Origin of the sequence: Nisaea sp. (assembly GCF_965216895.1) — a bacterium.
Classification (GTDB): domain Bacteria; phylum Pseudomonadota; class Alphaproteobacteria; order Thalassobaculales; family Thalassobaculaceae; genus Nisaea.
Genome location: NZ_OZ244205.1, coordinates 1630383 through 1646168 on the forward strand (window position 1 = coordinate 1630383; position 15786 = coordinate 1646168).

A 15786-nucleotide genomic window follows, 5' to 3' on the forward strand; every position below is an offset into this window, starting at 1 on the left:
GAGGATGAGATGTACAAATCCCTGAAAGCGATCTCCGCCCTGCTCTCCTATCCCAGCGCGGAGCTTCAGAAGGCGGTCCCCGAACTGAAGATCGCCATCGCCACCGACCCGCTGCTCGACAGCCGGGGCCGGATGGCACTCGCGGCGGTAGCCGACGATATCGCGCGTCGCGATCTCTATGATGCGCAGGAGCGGTATGTCCATCTCTTCGACCGCACCCGCGCGCTTTCCCTGCATCTCTTCGAGCATGTTCATGGCGAGAGCCGCGACCGCGGACAGGCGATGGTCGACCTGAAGGCGATGTACGAAGCGAAAGGCTGGGATATCTCGGCACGCGAATTGCCGGATTACCTGCCCCTTTTCCTTGAGTATCTCGCGCTCTGCGATCGCGAGGAAGTCAGCGAGATGCTCGGACAGACCCTGCACATCCTTACCGCCCTGAGAGAGCGCCTGGCAAAGCGGAACGCGATCTACGCCAGGCTCTTCGCGGTGCTGGAAACGATCGCCGGCGGCAAGCCGGACCGGGCCCTGCTCGACCAGCTCCTGAGCGAGCCGGAGGACGACCCGGACGACCTCGAGGCGCTCGACAAGATCTGGGAAGAGGAAGCGGTGACCTTCGGCGGCAACGCCGGCGAAGGCGCATGCGGGCCGGACCGGCTGCGACGGCAAATCAGGGCGGCGGACCGCCGCCCGGCCGATCCCGCGGCACCTGCCGGACAATTGGGAGGCTAAGGCAATGAGCGAATACATCAACACACTGCTGTTCGGCATCTATCCCTATATCGCCCTCGCGGTCCTCGCGCTCGGCAGCATCATCCGGTACGACCGCGAGCCTTATACCTGGCGCTCCGGCTCGAGCCAGCTGCTGCGACGGCGCCAGCTCATGGTCGGTTCCGTACTGTTCCATGTCGGCGTCCTGGTGATCTTCTTCGGACACCTGGGCGGCCTGCTGACACCGATCTGGGTATTCGACGCCCTCGGCATCAGTCACGGCGCCAAGCAGCTCCTGGCGGTGATCGCCGGCGGCATCGCCGGGATCATGGCGATCGTCGGCGCAACGCTCCTCGTGCACCGCCGGCTGTTCGATGCCCGCGTGCGCGCAGCCTCGAACACGGGCGACACGATGATCATCGTCCTTCTCTGGCTGCAGCTCGCCCTCGGCCTCGCGACCATCCCGATCTCGCTCGGCCATCTCGACGGGCACGAAATGGTCCGCTTCATGTCCTGGGCCCAGGGGATCTTCACCTTCGATCCGGCGGCATCGAGCTACATCGCCGGCACGCATCCGATCTTCCAGCTTCATCTCTTCCTCGGGCTGACGATCCTGCTGCTGTTTCCCTTCACCCGGCTTGTGCACATGCTGAGCGCACCGGTCCGCTATCTCTGGCGTCCGGGCTATCAGGTCGTGCGCAGCAAAGGTGCGGGCCCGACGGGCCGCGCCCATCCGGCGGAGTGAAAGCGATGTCCGCCTGCACATGCTCGCAAGCCGATAGCAACGCCGCCGATGCGGCGCTGCCCGGTGCCATCACGATCGGCGACACCGTCATTTCCGCCGACGAGATCATGCGCGAAGCGCAAAACCATCCGGCAGAGAAACTCGCCGACGCAGCCTGGGACGCCGCGCGGGCGCTGGCGGTTCGAGAACTGCTGCTGCAGGAGGCCTACCGGCAGGATCTGGACGGCCTCCACGGCGAAGCCTCCGATGGTACGATCGACGCGCGGATCCAGGCGCTGATCGAGCGGGAGGTCGAAGCGCCGCAAGCCGGCGAAGCCGAGTGCCGGCGCTTCTACGAGACCAACGCAGGACGCTTTCACTCGGAAGCGATCTATCTCGCAAAACACATTCTGCTGCCGGTCGAGGAGGATGGCGGCGACGCGCGGGTCCGCGCCGTTGCGGACGGTATCATCGCACACCTGACGAACCACCCCGGGGATTTCGCGGCAATGGCGACCGAATACTCCGCATGCCCGTCTTCCGGTCAGGGCGGCTCGCTCGGCCAGATCACCCGCAGCTCGGTGGTTCCGGAATTCGAGCAACCTCTGCAGACCGCGGCCGAGAACGCCCTGCTGCCGGAGCCCGTGCGGACCCGCTATGGCTACCACGTGATCTTTCTCGAGAAGCGAATCCCGGGCGCACAGCTGCCATTCGAGGCGGTGCGCGAGCGCATTGCCGCCTGGCTCGAGGCCTCGAGCTGGTCGCGGGCCGTCGCCCAGTATATCGGCATCCTGGCAGGCCGCGCCGAGATCGAAGGCATCGATCTGGAGGGCGCGGACACGCCCCTGGTGCAGTAGGAGGCGGCGCCATGCTCACCGATCTGCTTGAACACAATGTCCGCTGGGCCACGGACAAGCGCGAGGAAGATCCGAACTACTTCCGCCGCCTCTCCTCTCTGCAGCGCCCGGAATATCTCTGGATCGGCTGTTCCGACAGCCGGGTCCCGGCGAACGTGATCACCGGACTTCAGCCGGGCGAGGTCTTTGTGCACCGGAACATCGCCAACCTCGTCCACCGCGGAGATATGAACCTGCTCTCGGTGGTGGAATTCGCGGTCGAGACCCTCGAGGTCAAACACATCATCGTCTGCGGCCATTACGGTTGCGGCGGCGTGCGGTCGGCGCTCGACGGCCATCGCCACGGCATCATCGATCACTGGCTGCAGCCGATCCGGGACATCGCCGAAACGAACGAGCAGGAACTCACCATCATCGATGGTCACGATCCGCGCCTCGACCGGATTTGCGAGCTCAGCGTCAGCGCACAGGTCGCCAGTCTCGCACGGACACCGATCATCCGGTCCGCCTGGGAGCGGGGTAAACAACTCTCGATCCACGGCTGGATCTACGGTCTCAGCGACGGATTGCTTCGCGATCTGGACTGTACGGTGCGCGGAACGAGTCGGACGGAGACGCCGGAAGGACAGGGCGATGATTAACGACAGCGCTGCGAGTAATTGCGGATGCAACCGTCTCGACGATTGCCCGCGCATGATGCCGGTCGAAGACGCCGAAGCGCTCTCCCGCTCGCTCGGAGAACGGGTGCAAGAAACCGAACTGGTTCCACTGAGGGAAGCGGCCGGGCGAACTCTGGCCCGGGATCTCTCGGCACCGCGCGGCATGCCGTTCTTCGACGGAGCAGCCATGGACGGCTATGCCGTGCGACTCGGCGATTTCGAAGGCGAAGGGCCGTGGCAGCTACCGATCACCGCAGAGGTCGCCGCCGGAAGCGCTGGCGAAGTCTGCGGCTTGCCCGGCGCAGCCCGCATCTTCACCGGCGCGCCCGTTCCCGGTGGATATGACGCCGTCGTGATGCAGGAAGACTGTGCCCTGAAGAATGGGTTTGTCGAATTCTACAGACCGCCTGCGCCCGGCGAGAACATTCGCCGCGCAGGCAGCGATCTCAAACGCGGGACAGTGCTCGTTTCCGCGGGCACCCGGATCGAGGCAAGGCACACTGGCCTGCTCGCGGCCAGCGGCTATTCCGCGGTCAACGTCTACCGGCGCCCGCGTGTCGCCCTGCTCTCGACCGGCGACGAACTCGCCGAGGCAGGGCAGAAGCTCGCCGGCGGAGCGGTCTATGACGCGAACCGACCGATGCTTCAGGCCATGCTGGAAGAAGCCGGCGCGGCAGTCACCGATGCCGGAGTCCTGCCGGACGAACCGCAGCAGACAACCGCCAGATTCGCGGAGCTCGCCGGAAAATACGACGCTGTCATCTCGACCGGCGGTGCCTCGGTCGGCGACCACGATCACATAAAATCGTCCTTTGAACGGGCCGGCGGCGCGCTGCTGCAGTGGCGCGTCGCCATGAAACCCGGCAAGCCCGCAACCTTCGGCCGACTTGGCGGAATGGCCTTCGTCGGCCTGCCAGGCAACCCATATGCCGCCTATATCGGCTGCAGCCTGTTCGCGGTCCCCCTCGTCCGAACCATGTCCGGGCTTGCACCGCGCGCCTTCGCCCCGGGGCGGGCCGTTGCAGGATTCAGCATGCGGAAGAAGGCCGGACGTGCAGAGTTCGTTGCCGTCCGTCTGGCCGGATACGACAATTCGGGGCTTCAGGTTGTCGAAGCGCAGCGCAACACCAGTTCGGCCACGCTGTTCCCGCTTGCGTCGGCCGACGGGATTGCCGTGATCCCTGCCGAGACCACGAAGGTCGCGCCCGGCGACCGGCTCGCTCTGCGTCATTTCTGCTGAGCGGGGCAGTCAGCGAAATGAACGCACAGACCGATCGCGCCCACGCTTCTCAGGAACCAGCGGTTTTCCGTCAGGGCTTTCGCCCGTTCTTTCTCGGGGCCGCGGCCTGGGCGGCCGTTTCCATGCTGATCTGGATCGGCTTCCTGACGGGCGGCTTGCCCGCTCCCGGGATTTCCGGGGCGCTGGACTGGCATGTCCACGCTTTGCTCTTCGGCTATACCGGGGCCGTCATCGGCGGCTTCCTCCTGACGGCCATACCGAACTGGACCGGGAGGCTTCCGCTTTCCGGCTGGCCACTCGCGATACTCTTCACAACCTGGTCTGCCGGCCGGGTAATTTCCCTCCTTCCGGAACCGGTTCCCGCAGCGTTGTTCGCGGCGGTCGACCTCTGCTTTCCCGTTCTTCTGATTGCCGCCGCCGCCCGCGAACTCATCGCCGGCAAGAACTGGCGAAATCTCAGGGTTCTGGTTCTGGTGTCGCTGTTTGCGGCGGCGAACGCCTTGTTCCATTGGGAAATCTGGCGGAACGGCGCGGCGAACCTTTCGATCCGGTTGGGCCTTTCAGCAGTCCTGCTTCTCATCATGCTGGTCGGCGGACGCATCATTCCGAGCTTCACCCGGAACTGGCTCGCCAATCGCGGCGCCGCCAGGCTCCCGGTACCGTTCGGCCGCTTCGACATCGCCGCGATCGCCGTCTCCGCGACCGCCCTGCTCGCCTGGATCGTGACACCCCACGCATTCTGGGTCGGCGCGGCGCTTGCCCTCGCCGGGCTCCTGAATTGTGTCCGCATCGGACGATGGACAGGCGGCAGAACCCTCTCCGAACCACTGCTGGCGATCCTGCATTTCGGCTTCGCCTTTGTCCCTCTCGGGTTCCTTGCGATGGGGATGTCTACGATGGCGCCGGACTCCCTTCCCGCAAGCGCTGCCATCCACACCTGGACCGCCGGTGCGATCGGTCTGACCACGATCGCCATCATGACACGGGCCTCGCTCGGCCATACCGGCAGGCCATTGACCGCAGACGGGACGATCACCGTGATCTACCTTCTGCTGTTCGCGAGCCTCGCGTTCCGGATCCTGTCATCCTATGCAGATGACGGTGCGCCGCTTCTTCACGGCGCGGCCGGATGCTGGATCGGCGGATTCGGGCTTTTCATCGCAAGGTTCGCAAGGTCGTTTTTCTCATGAGAATCATGGTGCCACCTTGGCGCCCTTATGATGATGTCGCCCGGTTCATGAGCGCACTCTGTTTTCATCATCAAAGCCGGCGCCTTAATGTGCATTCCCGGCGGCCCGGTTCCCGATCAGGCCGGGACCGGCAAAGCTGACGATGAAGGTCACGGCGCTCCTTTCAGAGACATAAGCCCGAGAAGGCGATAGTCGCCGCCGCACCGGTCTAGAAGCCGCGGATTGCGAGACGCCGCACGCCGAACATTTCCTGCAACAACTGATGCGCGCGCTGCGGGAAAGCGCACGGGAGGCCTTTCGCGTCAGGTCGTGCGCACGGCCTCCACAGTCCGCTCGGCCAGGCTGATTCCCGCCTGGTTCATGGTCAGATGGGTATAGTCCGCACCGGCGTCGCGGATCTGTTCCTGATGCGATTCGTGCAACGCATGCGACACGATCGGGCCGGTAAAGCCACGGTTCCGCAAGGAACGGGCAGCGATCAGCTTGGCCTCGAGATCGTCCATGGCAAGGATCGCCGCCTTGATCCGGCGCAGGTCGCAGTTGTGCCAGAAGTTGCTGTCCTCGGCATCGGCGAACAGGACATTGCGCCCTGCCTCGCGGTGGGCCTTGGCCTTGTAGGGATCGGCATCGAGGCCAAGCGGGTTCATCCCTTCCGCCTCGATATGCCTGTAGGCGGCGCTGCCGGTGCGGCCCATGCCGAACACAAGCACATCGGCGCCACCCATCTGGTGAGGTTGCTCATCCGGGTGAACGGTATCGCGCTCCAACCGGCGCAGCCTGCCCTCGTAACGCTCGTATAGCGGATGGGCAAAGCGGTTGAGCGGGGCCGAGATTACAAAGGAGATCGACACCGCGAGCGCCAACGGCACAAGGTATTCCGGCAAAATGCCGGCCGCCACGATGAGGCCGAACTCGGAATAGGCGGTCAGGCTGAGCGCGCTGAGGAAAGCGCTGCGCGCACGCAACCTGAACGCCACCAGAAGTGCGAAGAAAAGCGCCCCCTTGAGCGCCAGTGCGATGCCCGCAGCCACGGCAAAGACCATCGCTCCCCAGTCCGGCAGCCCGGTGAGACCGATCTGGAGAAAAAAGCCGACAAGGAAAATCTCCTTGAGCGACCAGAGCGACTGGCCCAGTTCCTTGGCGCGCGCGTGGTTGGACAGCAGCACCCCCATTACCAGCGCGCCGATCTCCGACGACAGTCCCATCGCCGCGAACCCCATGCCACCGATCACCAGCGACAGCATCATGCCCATCAGCACCAGCAGTTCATCATGCCCCGCGAAGTCCAGAAGCCGATGCAGGACCGGCCGCAGCAGAGGCACGCCAAAGACCAGCAACGCCCAGAGGTTTGGCGTCTGGCCCGACCAGACCGCGAGCACCACCAGCGCGATGATGTCCTGTACGATCAGGATGCCGATCGCGGTGCGTCCGTGGAAAGCACCAAGCTCGCGCTTGGTCTCCAACAGTTTCGCGGCCAGCACGGTCGAGGAGAATGACAGTGCGATCGCCAGCAGCAGCGCAGTGTTCCAGTCAATTCCCATCACCAGCTTGAGGCCAGGCATGAAGACGAAAACCGAGATGGCGAAATGCAACAGTGCTCCGCCGATCACCTGAGACTGCGCGATCTGCTCGAGCTTGAGCTTCAGCCCCACGGTGAAGAGCAGCATCAGCACGCCCAGATGCGCAACATGGTCCAGCGTTTCTCCGGTATATTCCGGCAGACCGAGGGGCGGTCCGAATACATTGATGGCAAATCCCGCCGCCAGGAAACCGACAAGAGGCGGCAAGCCGATCTGCCTGACGGCGAGGCCGAAGAAGAAGGCAAAACTGACGGTAATGACTTCAAACACGCGCGCACTCTCCATTTCGTCGGGTGTCCGCGGCCACTTTCGCCGAAGCTCCTTCTTCGAGACAATGATTGAATGCGCGATGCCGGCGCAAACGGGAAAGGTCGACTTTGGCAGGTCTTGGCTCGAAGCACCTGACGCATCTCAGGATCTGGAGCGGCGAAGTCGATCCATCGATGCCAAAAAGCAAACCTCTTGAAGCCCTGAAAACAAGACCGGCCGGAGCTGCGCTGATGCTTGATCCGTCGCCGCAGTTGCGGTCCGGGACAATCTAGTCCGGGCGGGCCGCGCTCGAACCCTCAAGCCTTCGGATACATCTTGACGATCGAACAGCCGTCCTCATCGGCATGCCCGGCGGCGACATGAAGGCGGAAGAGCGTGAGCGCCTGTCCGGCCATCGGCATGGCGAGCGGCAGGTCCTTCGTCGCGCTGTGCAGCATCTCCAGATCCTTGAGGACCTGCCTTGCGTAGCCGGTCGGCGCGAAGTCCTCCGCGGCGAGCCGCGGCATGAGTGTCTTGAGAAGATTCGAACCGGCATGGCCGGTTTCCAGAGCTTCCGGGATTTTGGCCGCGTCCACCCCGAAGGCCTCCGCGAGGCGGAAGGCCTCCGCAATGACGCAATAGTTGGTCAGAACCAGCGACTGGTTGACGAGTTTGGTCGCCTGCCCGGCGCCCACCCCGCCCATCAGCGTTGCCCTGCCCAGCCCGGAGAGGATCGGCGCCACCCTGGCGAAATCCTCATTCCTGCCGCCGGCCATGATGGCGAGCGTACCGTCCCGCGCCGCCGGCGGTCCGCCGGAAACCGGCGCATCGACGAAGCCGATGCCGGCCCCGGCAAGCGCCTGGTCAATCTCAAGTGTCAGCGGAACGTCCGTCGTTGAATGATCCACGACCACCAGCCCGGCGCGGCAGCGCGCCGACAGAATCCCGTCCTCGCCGCGGACCACGGCGTCGACCGCGGCCGGGGTGGTCACGCAGATCAGCACGTGGTCCGCTGCGGCCGCGACCTCGGCGGCAGAACCGACCGTGCGGGCGCCGAGACGCTCCGCCGCCGCACGCGCCTCCGGCTTCAGGTCGGTGCCGACGACTGTGTAGCCCTGTGCGACCAGCCGTTCTACGAAGCCGAGCCCCATAAGGCCAAGACCGATAAAACCGACGTCAGATATCATGTTTCCTCTCTCGGAGACGGGTGATCCGCAAGGGGATTCTTACCGCCTGAACGGACTCGAGCAAACAAGAGACGGCATCACTTTTCGAGCCCCGGTTGAAACAAGAACCGGCAACCTCACCGACGCGGCCACCCCCACCACTCGCAGAGAGCTGTTCCCATGACGCGTTCCAGATCCTCGCCCCGCAGCCAGGGAAGCTCTTCGGTGAACATGGTCACACAGTCCCGCCAGGAGCACGGCATTTTCGAGATGTCCGTGCCCCAGAAGGTTCGGTCGGGCCCGAATGCGTCGAAGATCTGCCGGAGATAGGTATGCATGGTCGGGAACGGATAGGCTTCGCTCGAATATCCGGGCGCGCCGGTCACCTTGACCGCGACGTTCGGAAGCCGCGCAAGTTTCAGGAGGCCCGGCATGTGGGTCATGGCGGCGGCGTCCTTCAGCGTGGTGTTCCCACCCTTGCCGCCGAGATGATCGATACTGAGGCGCAATCCCGGATGGTGTGCCGCAACCTCTCCCAGCGCCTCGAACGAACCTGTCGCGAGCGTGGTCACGGGAATATCGAACCGTTCAGCGGCCTGCCAGAACCAGTCCATTTCGCCGGCATGCAGGAGCCGGCGATCCTCGCCTTCGAGGAACATGCAGCGCAGGCCGAGCATCCCCGTCTGCGCACGCCAGTGTTCCATCGCCGCACGGCTCTTGTCCGGTCTGGTCAGATCGACGGCGCCGATGATGGCGAAGCGCCCCGGATAGGTCCGGACCGCATTCATCGCGAGCTCGGTCGAGCCCGGATCCCATGAGGGCGGATGGATCACGGCGGCATCGACGCCCGCCTCGTCCATCAGCGCAATGGCTTCTGCCGCGGTGAAGGAGGTGATCTGCCAATGCGCTGCATTGCTCGGCAGCCCGGTTTGCCAGATGTGAATTTGCGCATCGACGATTTCCATGTTTCCTGCCTGCGGCTGCCTTGTTCTTGCGCAGCATATCGCGCCGGATTTCAGGCGATAAGCAAGCCGGACGGAAAGAAATCACATCTGATATGAGGACATTGCGTCCCGCAGGACCGTGACTAGGTCTCACCCCGATGGATGGGATCGACCCATTTGACCGCCTCCGGCTTCTCCACCGGCTCGATCTCCAGATTGACCACGACATTCTCGTTGTCGCTGCGCACCAGAACGCAGTCGAGTGGTTCGTCCGTCGAGGCGTTGATCTCCTGGTGCGGCACATAGGGCGGCACGAAGATGAAATCGCCCGGACCGGCCTCCGCGACGAATTCGAGATTGTTGCCCCAGCGCATCCGGGCACGGCCGCTGACGACGTAAATCACGCTCTCGAGCGCGCCGTGATGGTGCGCTCCGGTTTTTGCGTTCGGATGGATCTTCACGGTTCCGGCCCAGAGTTTCTGGGCGCCGGCCCGCGCGGTGGTGATCGCCGCCGCGCGGTTCATCCCGGGAGTCTGGGCGGTGTTGGCATCCAGACTGTCGCCGGGGATCACCTGAACCCCGTTGTGCTTCCAGTCGATTTCGCCGCCATGCGAGTGATCGTGCCCGTGATCGTGATCGCTCACGCCAAAACTCCCTTTCCTGTCTTACTTGCCGGAGCCGAAAACGGCCGTCAGCGCGTTGTCGATGGCGCCGGTGATCTGGTCGATGTCGGACTTGGTCGCGATCAGCGCCGGCGAGAGGCAGAGCGTGTTGTTGTAGCCCGGGATCGAACGGTTGGTGACGCCGATGATCACGCCCTCGGCGTTGCAGTGACCGACCACGGCCTGCGCCTTGATCTCGTCCACCGGCTCCTTGCTCTCGCGGTCCTTTACCAACTCCGCTCCCCAGAACAGGCCCTTGCCGCGGACGTCGCCGATGACCGGGTGTTTGTCCATGAGCGCGAGGAGGTTCTGTTCGAGACGCGCGCCCATCGCGGTAGTGTTCTCGAGCAGTTTCTCGTCTTCGATGATGCGCATGTTCTCGAGCGCCGCGGCCGGTCCGGAGGCACAGCCACCGAAGGTCGAGATGTCGCGGAAATAGCTCATCGGGTCGGAGGCGTCGTCCTTGAACAGGTCGAAGACCGCTTCGGTGGTCACGGTGCAGGAGATCGCCGCATAGCCGGAGGCAACGCCCTTCGCCATCGTGACCATGTCCGGCTCAATGCCGTAATGCTGGTAGCCGAACCATTCGCCGGTCCGGCCGACGCCGCAGACAACCTCGTCGAGGATCAGCAGAATCTCATACTTCTTGCAGATATCCTGGACACGCTCCCAGTAGCCTTTCGGCGGGGTGATGACGCCGCCGCCGGCGGTAATGGTCTCGAGGCAGAGGCCGCCGACCGTGTCCGGGCCCTCGCGCAGGATGACTTCCTCGATCGCGTCGGCGGCGCGCTCGCCGTAATTCTCCGTCACACCGTACTGGTTGCGGTATTCGAGGCAGTGCGGAACCTCGACGAAGCCCGGGGTGAAGGGACCGTAATGGGCCGCGCGCTGCGGCTGACCTGCCGCCGAGAGGGCGGTGATGGTGGTGCCGTGGTAGTCGCGCTCGCGATAGAGGATCTTGGACTTCTTGCCGCCGTGATGGCGCGCGGAGATCTGACGCACCATCTTGAAGGCCTTCTCGTTCGCCTCCGAACCGGAGTTCGAATAATAGACCCGGGTCATGCCCGGCATCTTGGAGATCAGGCGCTCGGAGAAGCGGGCACCCGGAACAGAGCCGAGGGCGCCGGCGAAATAATTCATCTTCACAAGCTGTTCGCGCACCGCGTCGGCGATGCTATCGCGGCCGTAGCCGACATTCACCGTCCAGACGCCGCCGGAGACCGCATCGAGATGCTCCTTGCCGGTGATGTCCCAGACCTTCATGCCCTTGCCCTCGACGATGATCTTCGGATCAGCCGTCTCGAACATCTTGTGCTGCATGAGATGATGCCAGACATGCGCCTTGTCGGAGGCGACAACGTCGGAAAGATCGTTTTCGAACTGCTTGGTGCTCACGGCGCGTGTCTCCTAAACCTGATCGCGATACAGAAGCCACATCGGGCCGGTCCGTGCCTTTCGGCGGACGGCGGCCCGGTGGAAGACAAGACCCGACTCAAAGCACAGATAAAGCGGCAACGCCACCATGACGTTCGGCAGGTCGGGCGAAGGCCGGCGCGGCCTCAGTCGACCCAGGGCGCCTTGGGCTTCGACTGTCCCTTGCGGTGAGATTTCTTGGCCTTGCCCGCTGTGTGCTTTCCCTCGCCGCGTTTGCCGTCCGCCGACTTCGCGGTTCCAGTCCTGCCCTTGGCGAATTTCCCGCCCGGCTTTCCTGCGCTGTTTTTCGGCTTGCGCGTCTTGTCGAACTTCCGTGGCTTATCGTCGGAGTCAGGCACCTCCTTCACGACCGTATCGGGACGTTCCGCCGCGGTCTCCCGCTCCGAGCGGTCCCGCTTGCGGCCCTTGTCCCACTTCCTGGCCGGCGGCCGGTCTCCGGACTCCGAATCCTGCCTCGAACGCCTCTCCGCTCTGGGTTTCCGTGACGCACGCGGCTCCGCGGACCCTTCCAGCGCTGATGGCATCCCGTCCATCCGGTCGACGGTGATTGACTTCTCGACCTTCCGGCTCGGCCCGACCGCTTCGAGGAGGCTCTCGGCCGCCTTCGGCAGCATCTCCACGAAGGTCTCGTTCTCCTGAATCTTGATCCGACCGACATCGGCCTTGGTAATATTGCCGGTACGGAGCAGCATCGGCAGGATCCATCGCGCCTCCGCCCGATGGTCGCGCCCGACGGAAAGGCGGAGCCAGACCCCGTTTTCGAAATCCTGCCGTGGCGCGCGCGGTCCGTCGCCCACGCCCCGTTCGGTGCGCCTGTCGTCCTGCGGCCCGTCCAGCAGGTCCTCCGGCGCAGCGAGTCCGGCCATGCGCTTGCGCAGGAAAGCGACGGCAACCGCTTCGGCATCATGCTTGGCAAGGAGTTCCGCCGCGAAGGCGCGCTCCTCTTCCGTCGTTTCGCCGCCAAGATCCGGATCTTCAAGAATGCGCTTGCGGTCAAGTGCGAGGATCTCATCCGCCGAGGGGGGTTTGCCCCAGATCGCCTGAACGTTCGCGGAGCCGAGCAGGCGCTCGGTCTTGCGGCGCATCGAATAGGGTACGATCAGGGTGGAGACGCCCTTGCGCCCGGCCCGGCCGGTCCGTCCGCTCCTGTGCAGCAGGGATTCTTCGTTCTTCGGCACGTCCGCGTGGATCACCAGCTCGAGGTTCGGCAGGTCGATACCGCGCGCGGCGACGTCGGTCGCGACGCAGACCTTCGCCCGCCCGTCCCTGAGCGCCTGCAGGGCGTATGTCCGCGCGCTCTGGTTCAACTCACCGGAGAGTGCCACCACCGGAATGCCCCGGTTGGTGAAGCGGCTGGTCAGATGGGCGACGGTCGCTCGGGTGCTGCAGAAGACGATCGCGGACGGCGCATCGGTGTGCCGCAGCACGTTGATGATCGCGTTCTCCCGATCGCTCGGGACACAAAGTAGCGCACGGTACTCGATGTCGCCGTGCTGTCGCTTCTCGCCTGCCGTGGTGATGCGGATCGCGTCGCGCTGGTAGCGCTGGGCGAGTGCGGCAATGGGCTTGGCGACCGTGGCCGAGAACATCAGCGTCCGGCGCTCTTCCGGCGCGGCACCCAGAATGAACTCAAGATCCTCGCGGAAGCCGAGATGCAGCATCTCGTCTGCCTCGTCCAGCACCACAACCTTCATTTGCGAGAGGTCGAGTGCGCCGCGCTCGATATGATCGCGCAGGCGCCCGGGCGTGCCGACGACGATATGCGCGCCGCGTTCCAGCGCCATGCGCTCGCGACGCGGGTCCATGCCGCCGACGCAGGAGGTCACCGCAGCGCCGGTGAACGCGTAGAGCCACTCGAGTTCGCGCTGCACCTGCAAGGCAAGCTCGCGGGTCGGCGCCACGGCCAGCGCCACCGGCGCCTCGAGGCGCCCGAAACGTTCGTTCTCGTCAAGCAGGGTCGGTGCCATTGCGAGGCCGAAGGCCACCGTCTTGCCGGAACCGGTCTGCGCCGAGACCAGTGCGTCCGCGCGCTGCATTTCCTCGCCGAGAACCGCTTGCTGTACAGGGGTCAGGGTCTCGTAGCCACGCTTCGCCAATGCCTTGCCGAGCGCGGGAACAACGCCGTCGAATTCCGTCATGTCTTTTCTTTCGGAATATCCGCGATCGGCCGACCGGTTGACGTCTTTCCCGTGTCGGGGATCAGCGGTGCCGCGCCGTCTGCGCGAAATCAAAATCAGTGCCGCGCAACATAATGACGCGCGTGCGGAAAGTACAGTGTTCCGGGGTAGAGGCAGCTATGCATCGAAACTGGCCTCGGTCGGGCGATACCGTTAGATTGGAGCCACCACTTGTCAGGGAAGCACAGATGCACCGCGTTGGGATCATCCCGTTCGATATCAGAGACGAACTCATCGCCGTTCTCTTTGTCACCTCGCAGACGCGCGGTCGCTGGATCCTGCCGAAGGGCAAGCGAAAGAAAACCGAGTCCCAGACCGAAGCCTGTCTGCGGGAGGGTTTCGAAGAGGCGGGCGTGAAGGGAGTGGTTCTGAGTGACTTCCCGATGACGCAGGTCATCACCAAACTGACAGACACCGGAAAAATCGAAATTCCGGTGACCTACTATCCGTTTCTCGTCACGGAGCAGTTCGACGACTGGCCGGAAAAAGCGTTACGCCAGCGCCACTGGGCGCTCCTCGAGGATGCGCCTCGTGTCGCCTATCGCGAGGACTATCTTCCCGTGCTGCGCCAGTTCGAAGCGCTCAGCAACTGGATCAGAGCGACCGCAGCAGAGCATAAACAGCACCGGCAAGCAGAGCTGACGCCGGCACAGTGATGATCCAGGCGGCGGCAATCGAAAGTACGAAATTGCGCCGCACCAGCCGTCTCACCGAACGGTAGTCCTTGCTGTTGAAGGCGTCCTCGGCGGTCGCGTTCAGCTTGTGCCCGGGCCGGAGCTTGCGGGTGTTCGGGTTCTCGAGGAACTCCCTCAGGAATCCGACACCGAAGACCGCGCCGACGGCGATATGCGTGGAACTGACCGGCAGGCCGAGCGAGGTCGCGATCAGCACCGTGACCGCTGCGGAGAGCGCGACGCAGTAGGAACGCGGCGAATTCAGCCGCGTGATCTTCTCCCCCACAACCGCAATCAGCTTCGGCCCGAACAGGCCGAGCCCGAAAGCAATGCCGAAGGCGCCGATCGCCATGACCCAGAGCGGAATGGTGACATTGCTCGCGATTCCGGCCCCCTCTCCCACCGTGGAGACGATCGCGGCGAGCGGGCCGACAGCGTTCGCGACGTCGTTCGCGCCATGCGCGAAGGAGAGCAGTGCCACACCGGCGATCAGCGGGATGTCGAACAGGCGGTAAACGCCCTGGCGGGTATTCTCGAGGCTCAGAACGCGGCGGGCGATGTACGGCCTGGACAGGAAGTACGAGACCGCGAAAGCAAGCAGCGCGTAAAACACCGTCTCGAACAGCGACGGGTGCCAGATCTTCTTCAGCCCCTTCATCGCCATGTAGGCAGTAAAGGCGAAGGCCATCAGCCCGATCAGAACGGGCACCCAGGTCTTCGCCGCCGTCAGCTTGTCCTCGACAAAAAGAACCTTCTTCTTGATCGCGTAGAGTATCGCAGCGGCGCAGAAAGCTCCGAAGACAGGAGAGATCACCCAGCTGGCGGCGATCGCGCCCATTGTCACCCAGTTGACCAGGCCGAAGCCCGCAGCCGCGATTCCCGCCCCGAGCACGCCGCCGACGATCGAGTGGGTGGTGGAGACCGGTGCGCTCAGCATGGTTGCCAGATTGATCCAGAGCGCCGCCGCGAAAAGCGCGCTCAGCATCAGATCCCGGAACTCGCCGACACTGACGCTCTCGCCGGGCGAGATGATCCCCTTGGACACCGTCTTCACCACGTCGCCGCCCGCGAGCAGAGCGCCCGCACTCTCGCAAACGGCGGCGATCAGGATCGCGGCGGTCACGCTCAGCACCTTGCCGCCGACCGCGGGGCCCATGTTGTTGGCAACGTCGTTGGCACCGATATTCAGCGCCATGTAGCCGCCGACCACCGCGGCGATGGCCACAATCAGCCAGTCCTCGCCGAGATTTTCCTGCGTGCTCGCGACATAGATCCCGACGATCGCGAGAAAGACAACCGAGAGCCCGAGCGGCACGGTCACACTCTTCAGGTTGCCGAACTGGGACTGAAAGAAGTCGAGCCGGCGCAGGTCGTTGACGTACCGGTTTTCGTTCTTGCGTGGATTGGAGGGCACTGAAGCGACTGCCTATAGGTCGTTCGGGACGATAATTTCACACATTGACGGAACCAACGATGCGGATCGCGTGACACCATCGGCCATGCCATGAACCGGATCGTG

The 15786-nt window shown here is 64.2% G+C and carries 14 protein-coding genes; 7 read left to right on the top strand and 7 right to left on the bottom strand.

Going from position 1 to position 15786, the window contains the following annotated elements; genetic code table 11:
• Positions 1–9 precede the first annotated feature (9 nt).
• The 6 genes from narJ to ACOOE1_RS07850 are packed head-to-tail and all read left to right on the top strand — an operon-like array spanning position 10 to position 5381.
• Positions 10–732 (top strand): nitrate reductase molybdenum cofactor assembly chaperone, encoded by a 723-nt coding sequence (narJ, locus tag ACOOE1_RS07825; protein ID WP_420405780.1) that lies wholly within the window; start codon positions 10–12, stop codon positions 730–732.
• 4 nt (positions 733–736) lie between these two features.
• Entirely contained in the window at positions 737–1456 is a 720-nt protein-coding gene (gene narI, locus ACOOE1_RS07830) for a respiratory nitrate reductase subunit gamma (RefSeq protein WP_420405781.1), read from the top strand.
• Between the two features lie 5 nt (positions 1457–1461).
• On the top strand, positions 1462–2292 hold the full coding sequence (locus tag ACOOE1_RS07835; protein WP_420405782.1) for a peptidylprolyl isomerase: 831 nt from the start codon (positions 1462–1464) through the stop codon (positions 2290–2292).
• Positions 2293–2303: 11 nt separating this feature from the next.
• Positions 2304–2933 carry a carbonic anhydrase gene (locus ACOOE1_RS07840; protein WP_420405783.1) on the top strand — a complete coding sequence of 210 codons (630 nt, stop codon included), beginning with the start codon at positions 2304–2306 and terminating at the stop codon, positions 2931–2933.
• Positions 2926–4191: a gephyrin-like molybdotransferase Glp gene (glp, locus tag ACOOE1_RS07845; RefSeq protein ID WP_420405784.1), complete on the top strand. Its 1266-nt coding sequence runs from the start codon at positions 2926–2928 to the stop codon at positions 4189–4191. The genes ACOOE1_RS07840 and glp overlap by 8 nt, the downstream gene beginning before the upstream one ends.
• Positions 4192–4208: 17 nt before the next feature.
• The gene (locus ACOOE1_RS07850; RefSeq protein WP_420405785.1) at positions 4209–5381 is read left to right on the top strand and encodes an NnrS family protein; all 1173 of its coding nucleotides are present in this window, start codon (positions 4209–4211) and stop codon (positions 5379–5381) included.
• 302 nt (positions 5382–5683) lie between these two features.
• Here the strand turns inward: ACOOE1_RS07850 and ACOOE1_RS07855 are convergent, their stop codons facing one another.
• The 6 genes from ACOOE1_RS07855 to ACOOE1_RS07880 all read right to left on the bottom strand — a co-directional run bounded on the left by ACOOE1_RS07855 (position 5684) and on the right by ACOOE1_RS07880 (position 13554).
• On the bottom strand, positions 5684–7231 hold the full coding sequence (locus ACOOE1_RS07855) for a cation:proton antiporter (protein ID WP_420405786.1): 1548 nt from the start codon (positions 7229–7231) through the stop codon (positions 5684–5686).
• A 296-nt stretch (positions 7232–7527) separates the two neighbouring features.
• Positions 7528–8397: an NAD(P)-dependent oxidoreductase gene (locus ACOOE1_RS07860; protein ID WP_420405787.1), complete on the bottom strand. Its 870-nt coding sequence runs from the start codon at positions 8395–8397 to the stop codon at positions 7528–7530.
• 116 nt (positions 8398–8513) lie between these two features.
• A complete protein-coding gene (locus ACOOE1_RS07865; protein WP_420405788.1) occupies positions 8514–9341 on the bottom strand; it encodes an amidohydrolase family protein in 828 nt (275 codons plus the stop codon).
• Between the two features lie 122 nt (positions 9342–9463).
• A complete protein-coding gene (locus tag ACOOE1_RS07870; RefSeq protein ID WP_420405789.1) occupies positions 9464–9964 on the bottom strand; it encodes a cupin domain-containing protein in 501 nt (166 codons plus the stop codon).
• A 21-nt stretch (positions 9965–9985) separates the two neighbouring features.
• Positions 9986–11377: an aspartate aminotransferase family protein gene (locus ACOOE1_RS07875; protein ID WP_420405790.1), complete on the bottom strand. Its 1392-nt coding sequence runs from the start codon at positions 11375–11377 to the stop codon at positions 9986–9988.
• Positions 11378–11541: 164 nt separating this feature from the next.
• A complete protein-coding gene (locus ACOOE1_RS07880; protein ID WP_420405791.1) occupies positions 11542–13554 on the bottom strand; it encodes a DEAD/DEAH box helicase in 2013 nt (670 codons plus the stop codon).
• A gap of 227 nt (positions 13555–13781) precedes the next feature.
• Between ACOOE1_RS07880 and ACOOE1_RS07885 the strand changes: the two genes are divergently transcribed.
• The gene (locus ACOOE1_RS07885; RefSeq protein WP_420405792.1) at positions 13782–14249 is read left to right on the top strand and encodes an NUDIX hydrolase; all 468 of its coding nucleotides are present in this window, start codon (positions 13782–13784) and stop codon (positions 14247–14249) included.
• Here the strand turns inward: ACOOE1_RS07885 and ACOOE1_RS07890 are convergent.
• Positions 14188–15681 carry an inorganic phosphate transporter gene (locus ACOOE1_RS07890; protein WP_420405793.1) on the bottom strand — a complete coding sequence of 498 codons (1494 nt, stop codon included), beginning with the start codon at positions 15679–15681 and terminating at the stop codon, positions 14188–14190. The genes ACOOE1_RS07885 and ACOOE1_RS07890 overlap by 62 nt on opposite strands.
• Between the last annotated feature and the right edge of the window lie 105 nt (positions 15682–15786).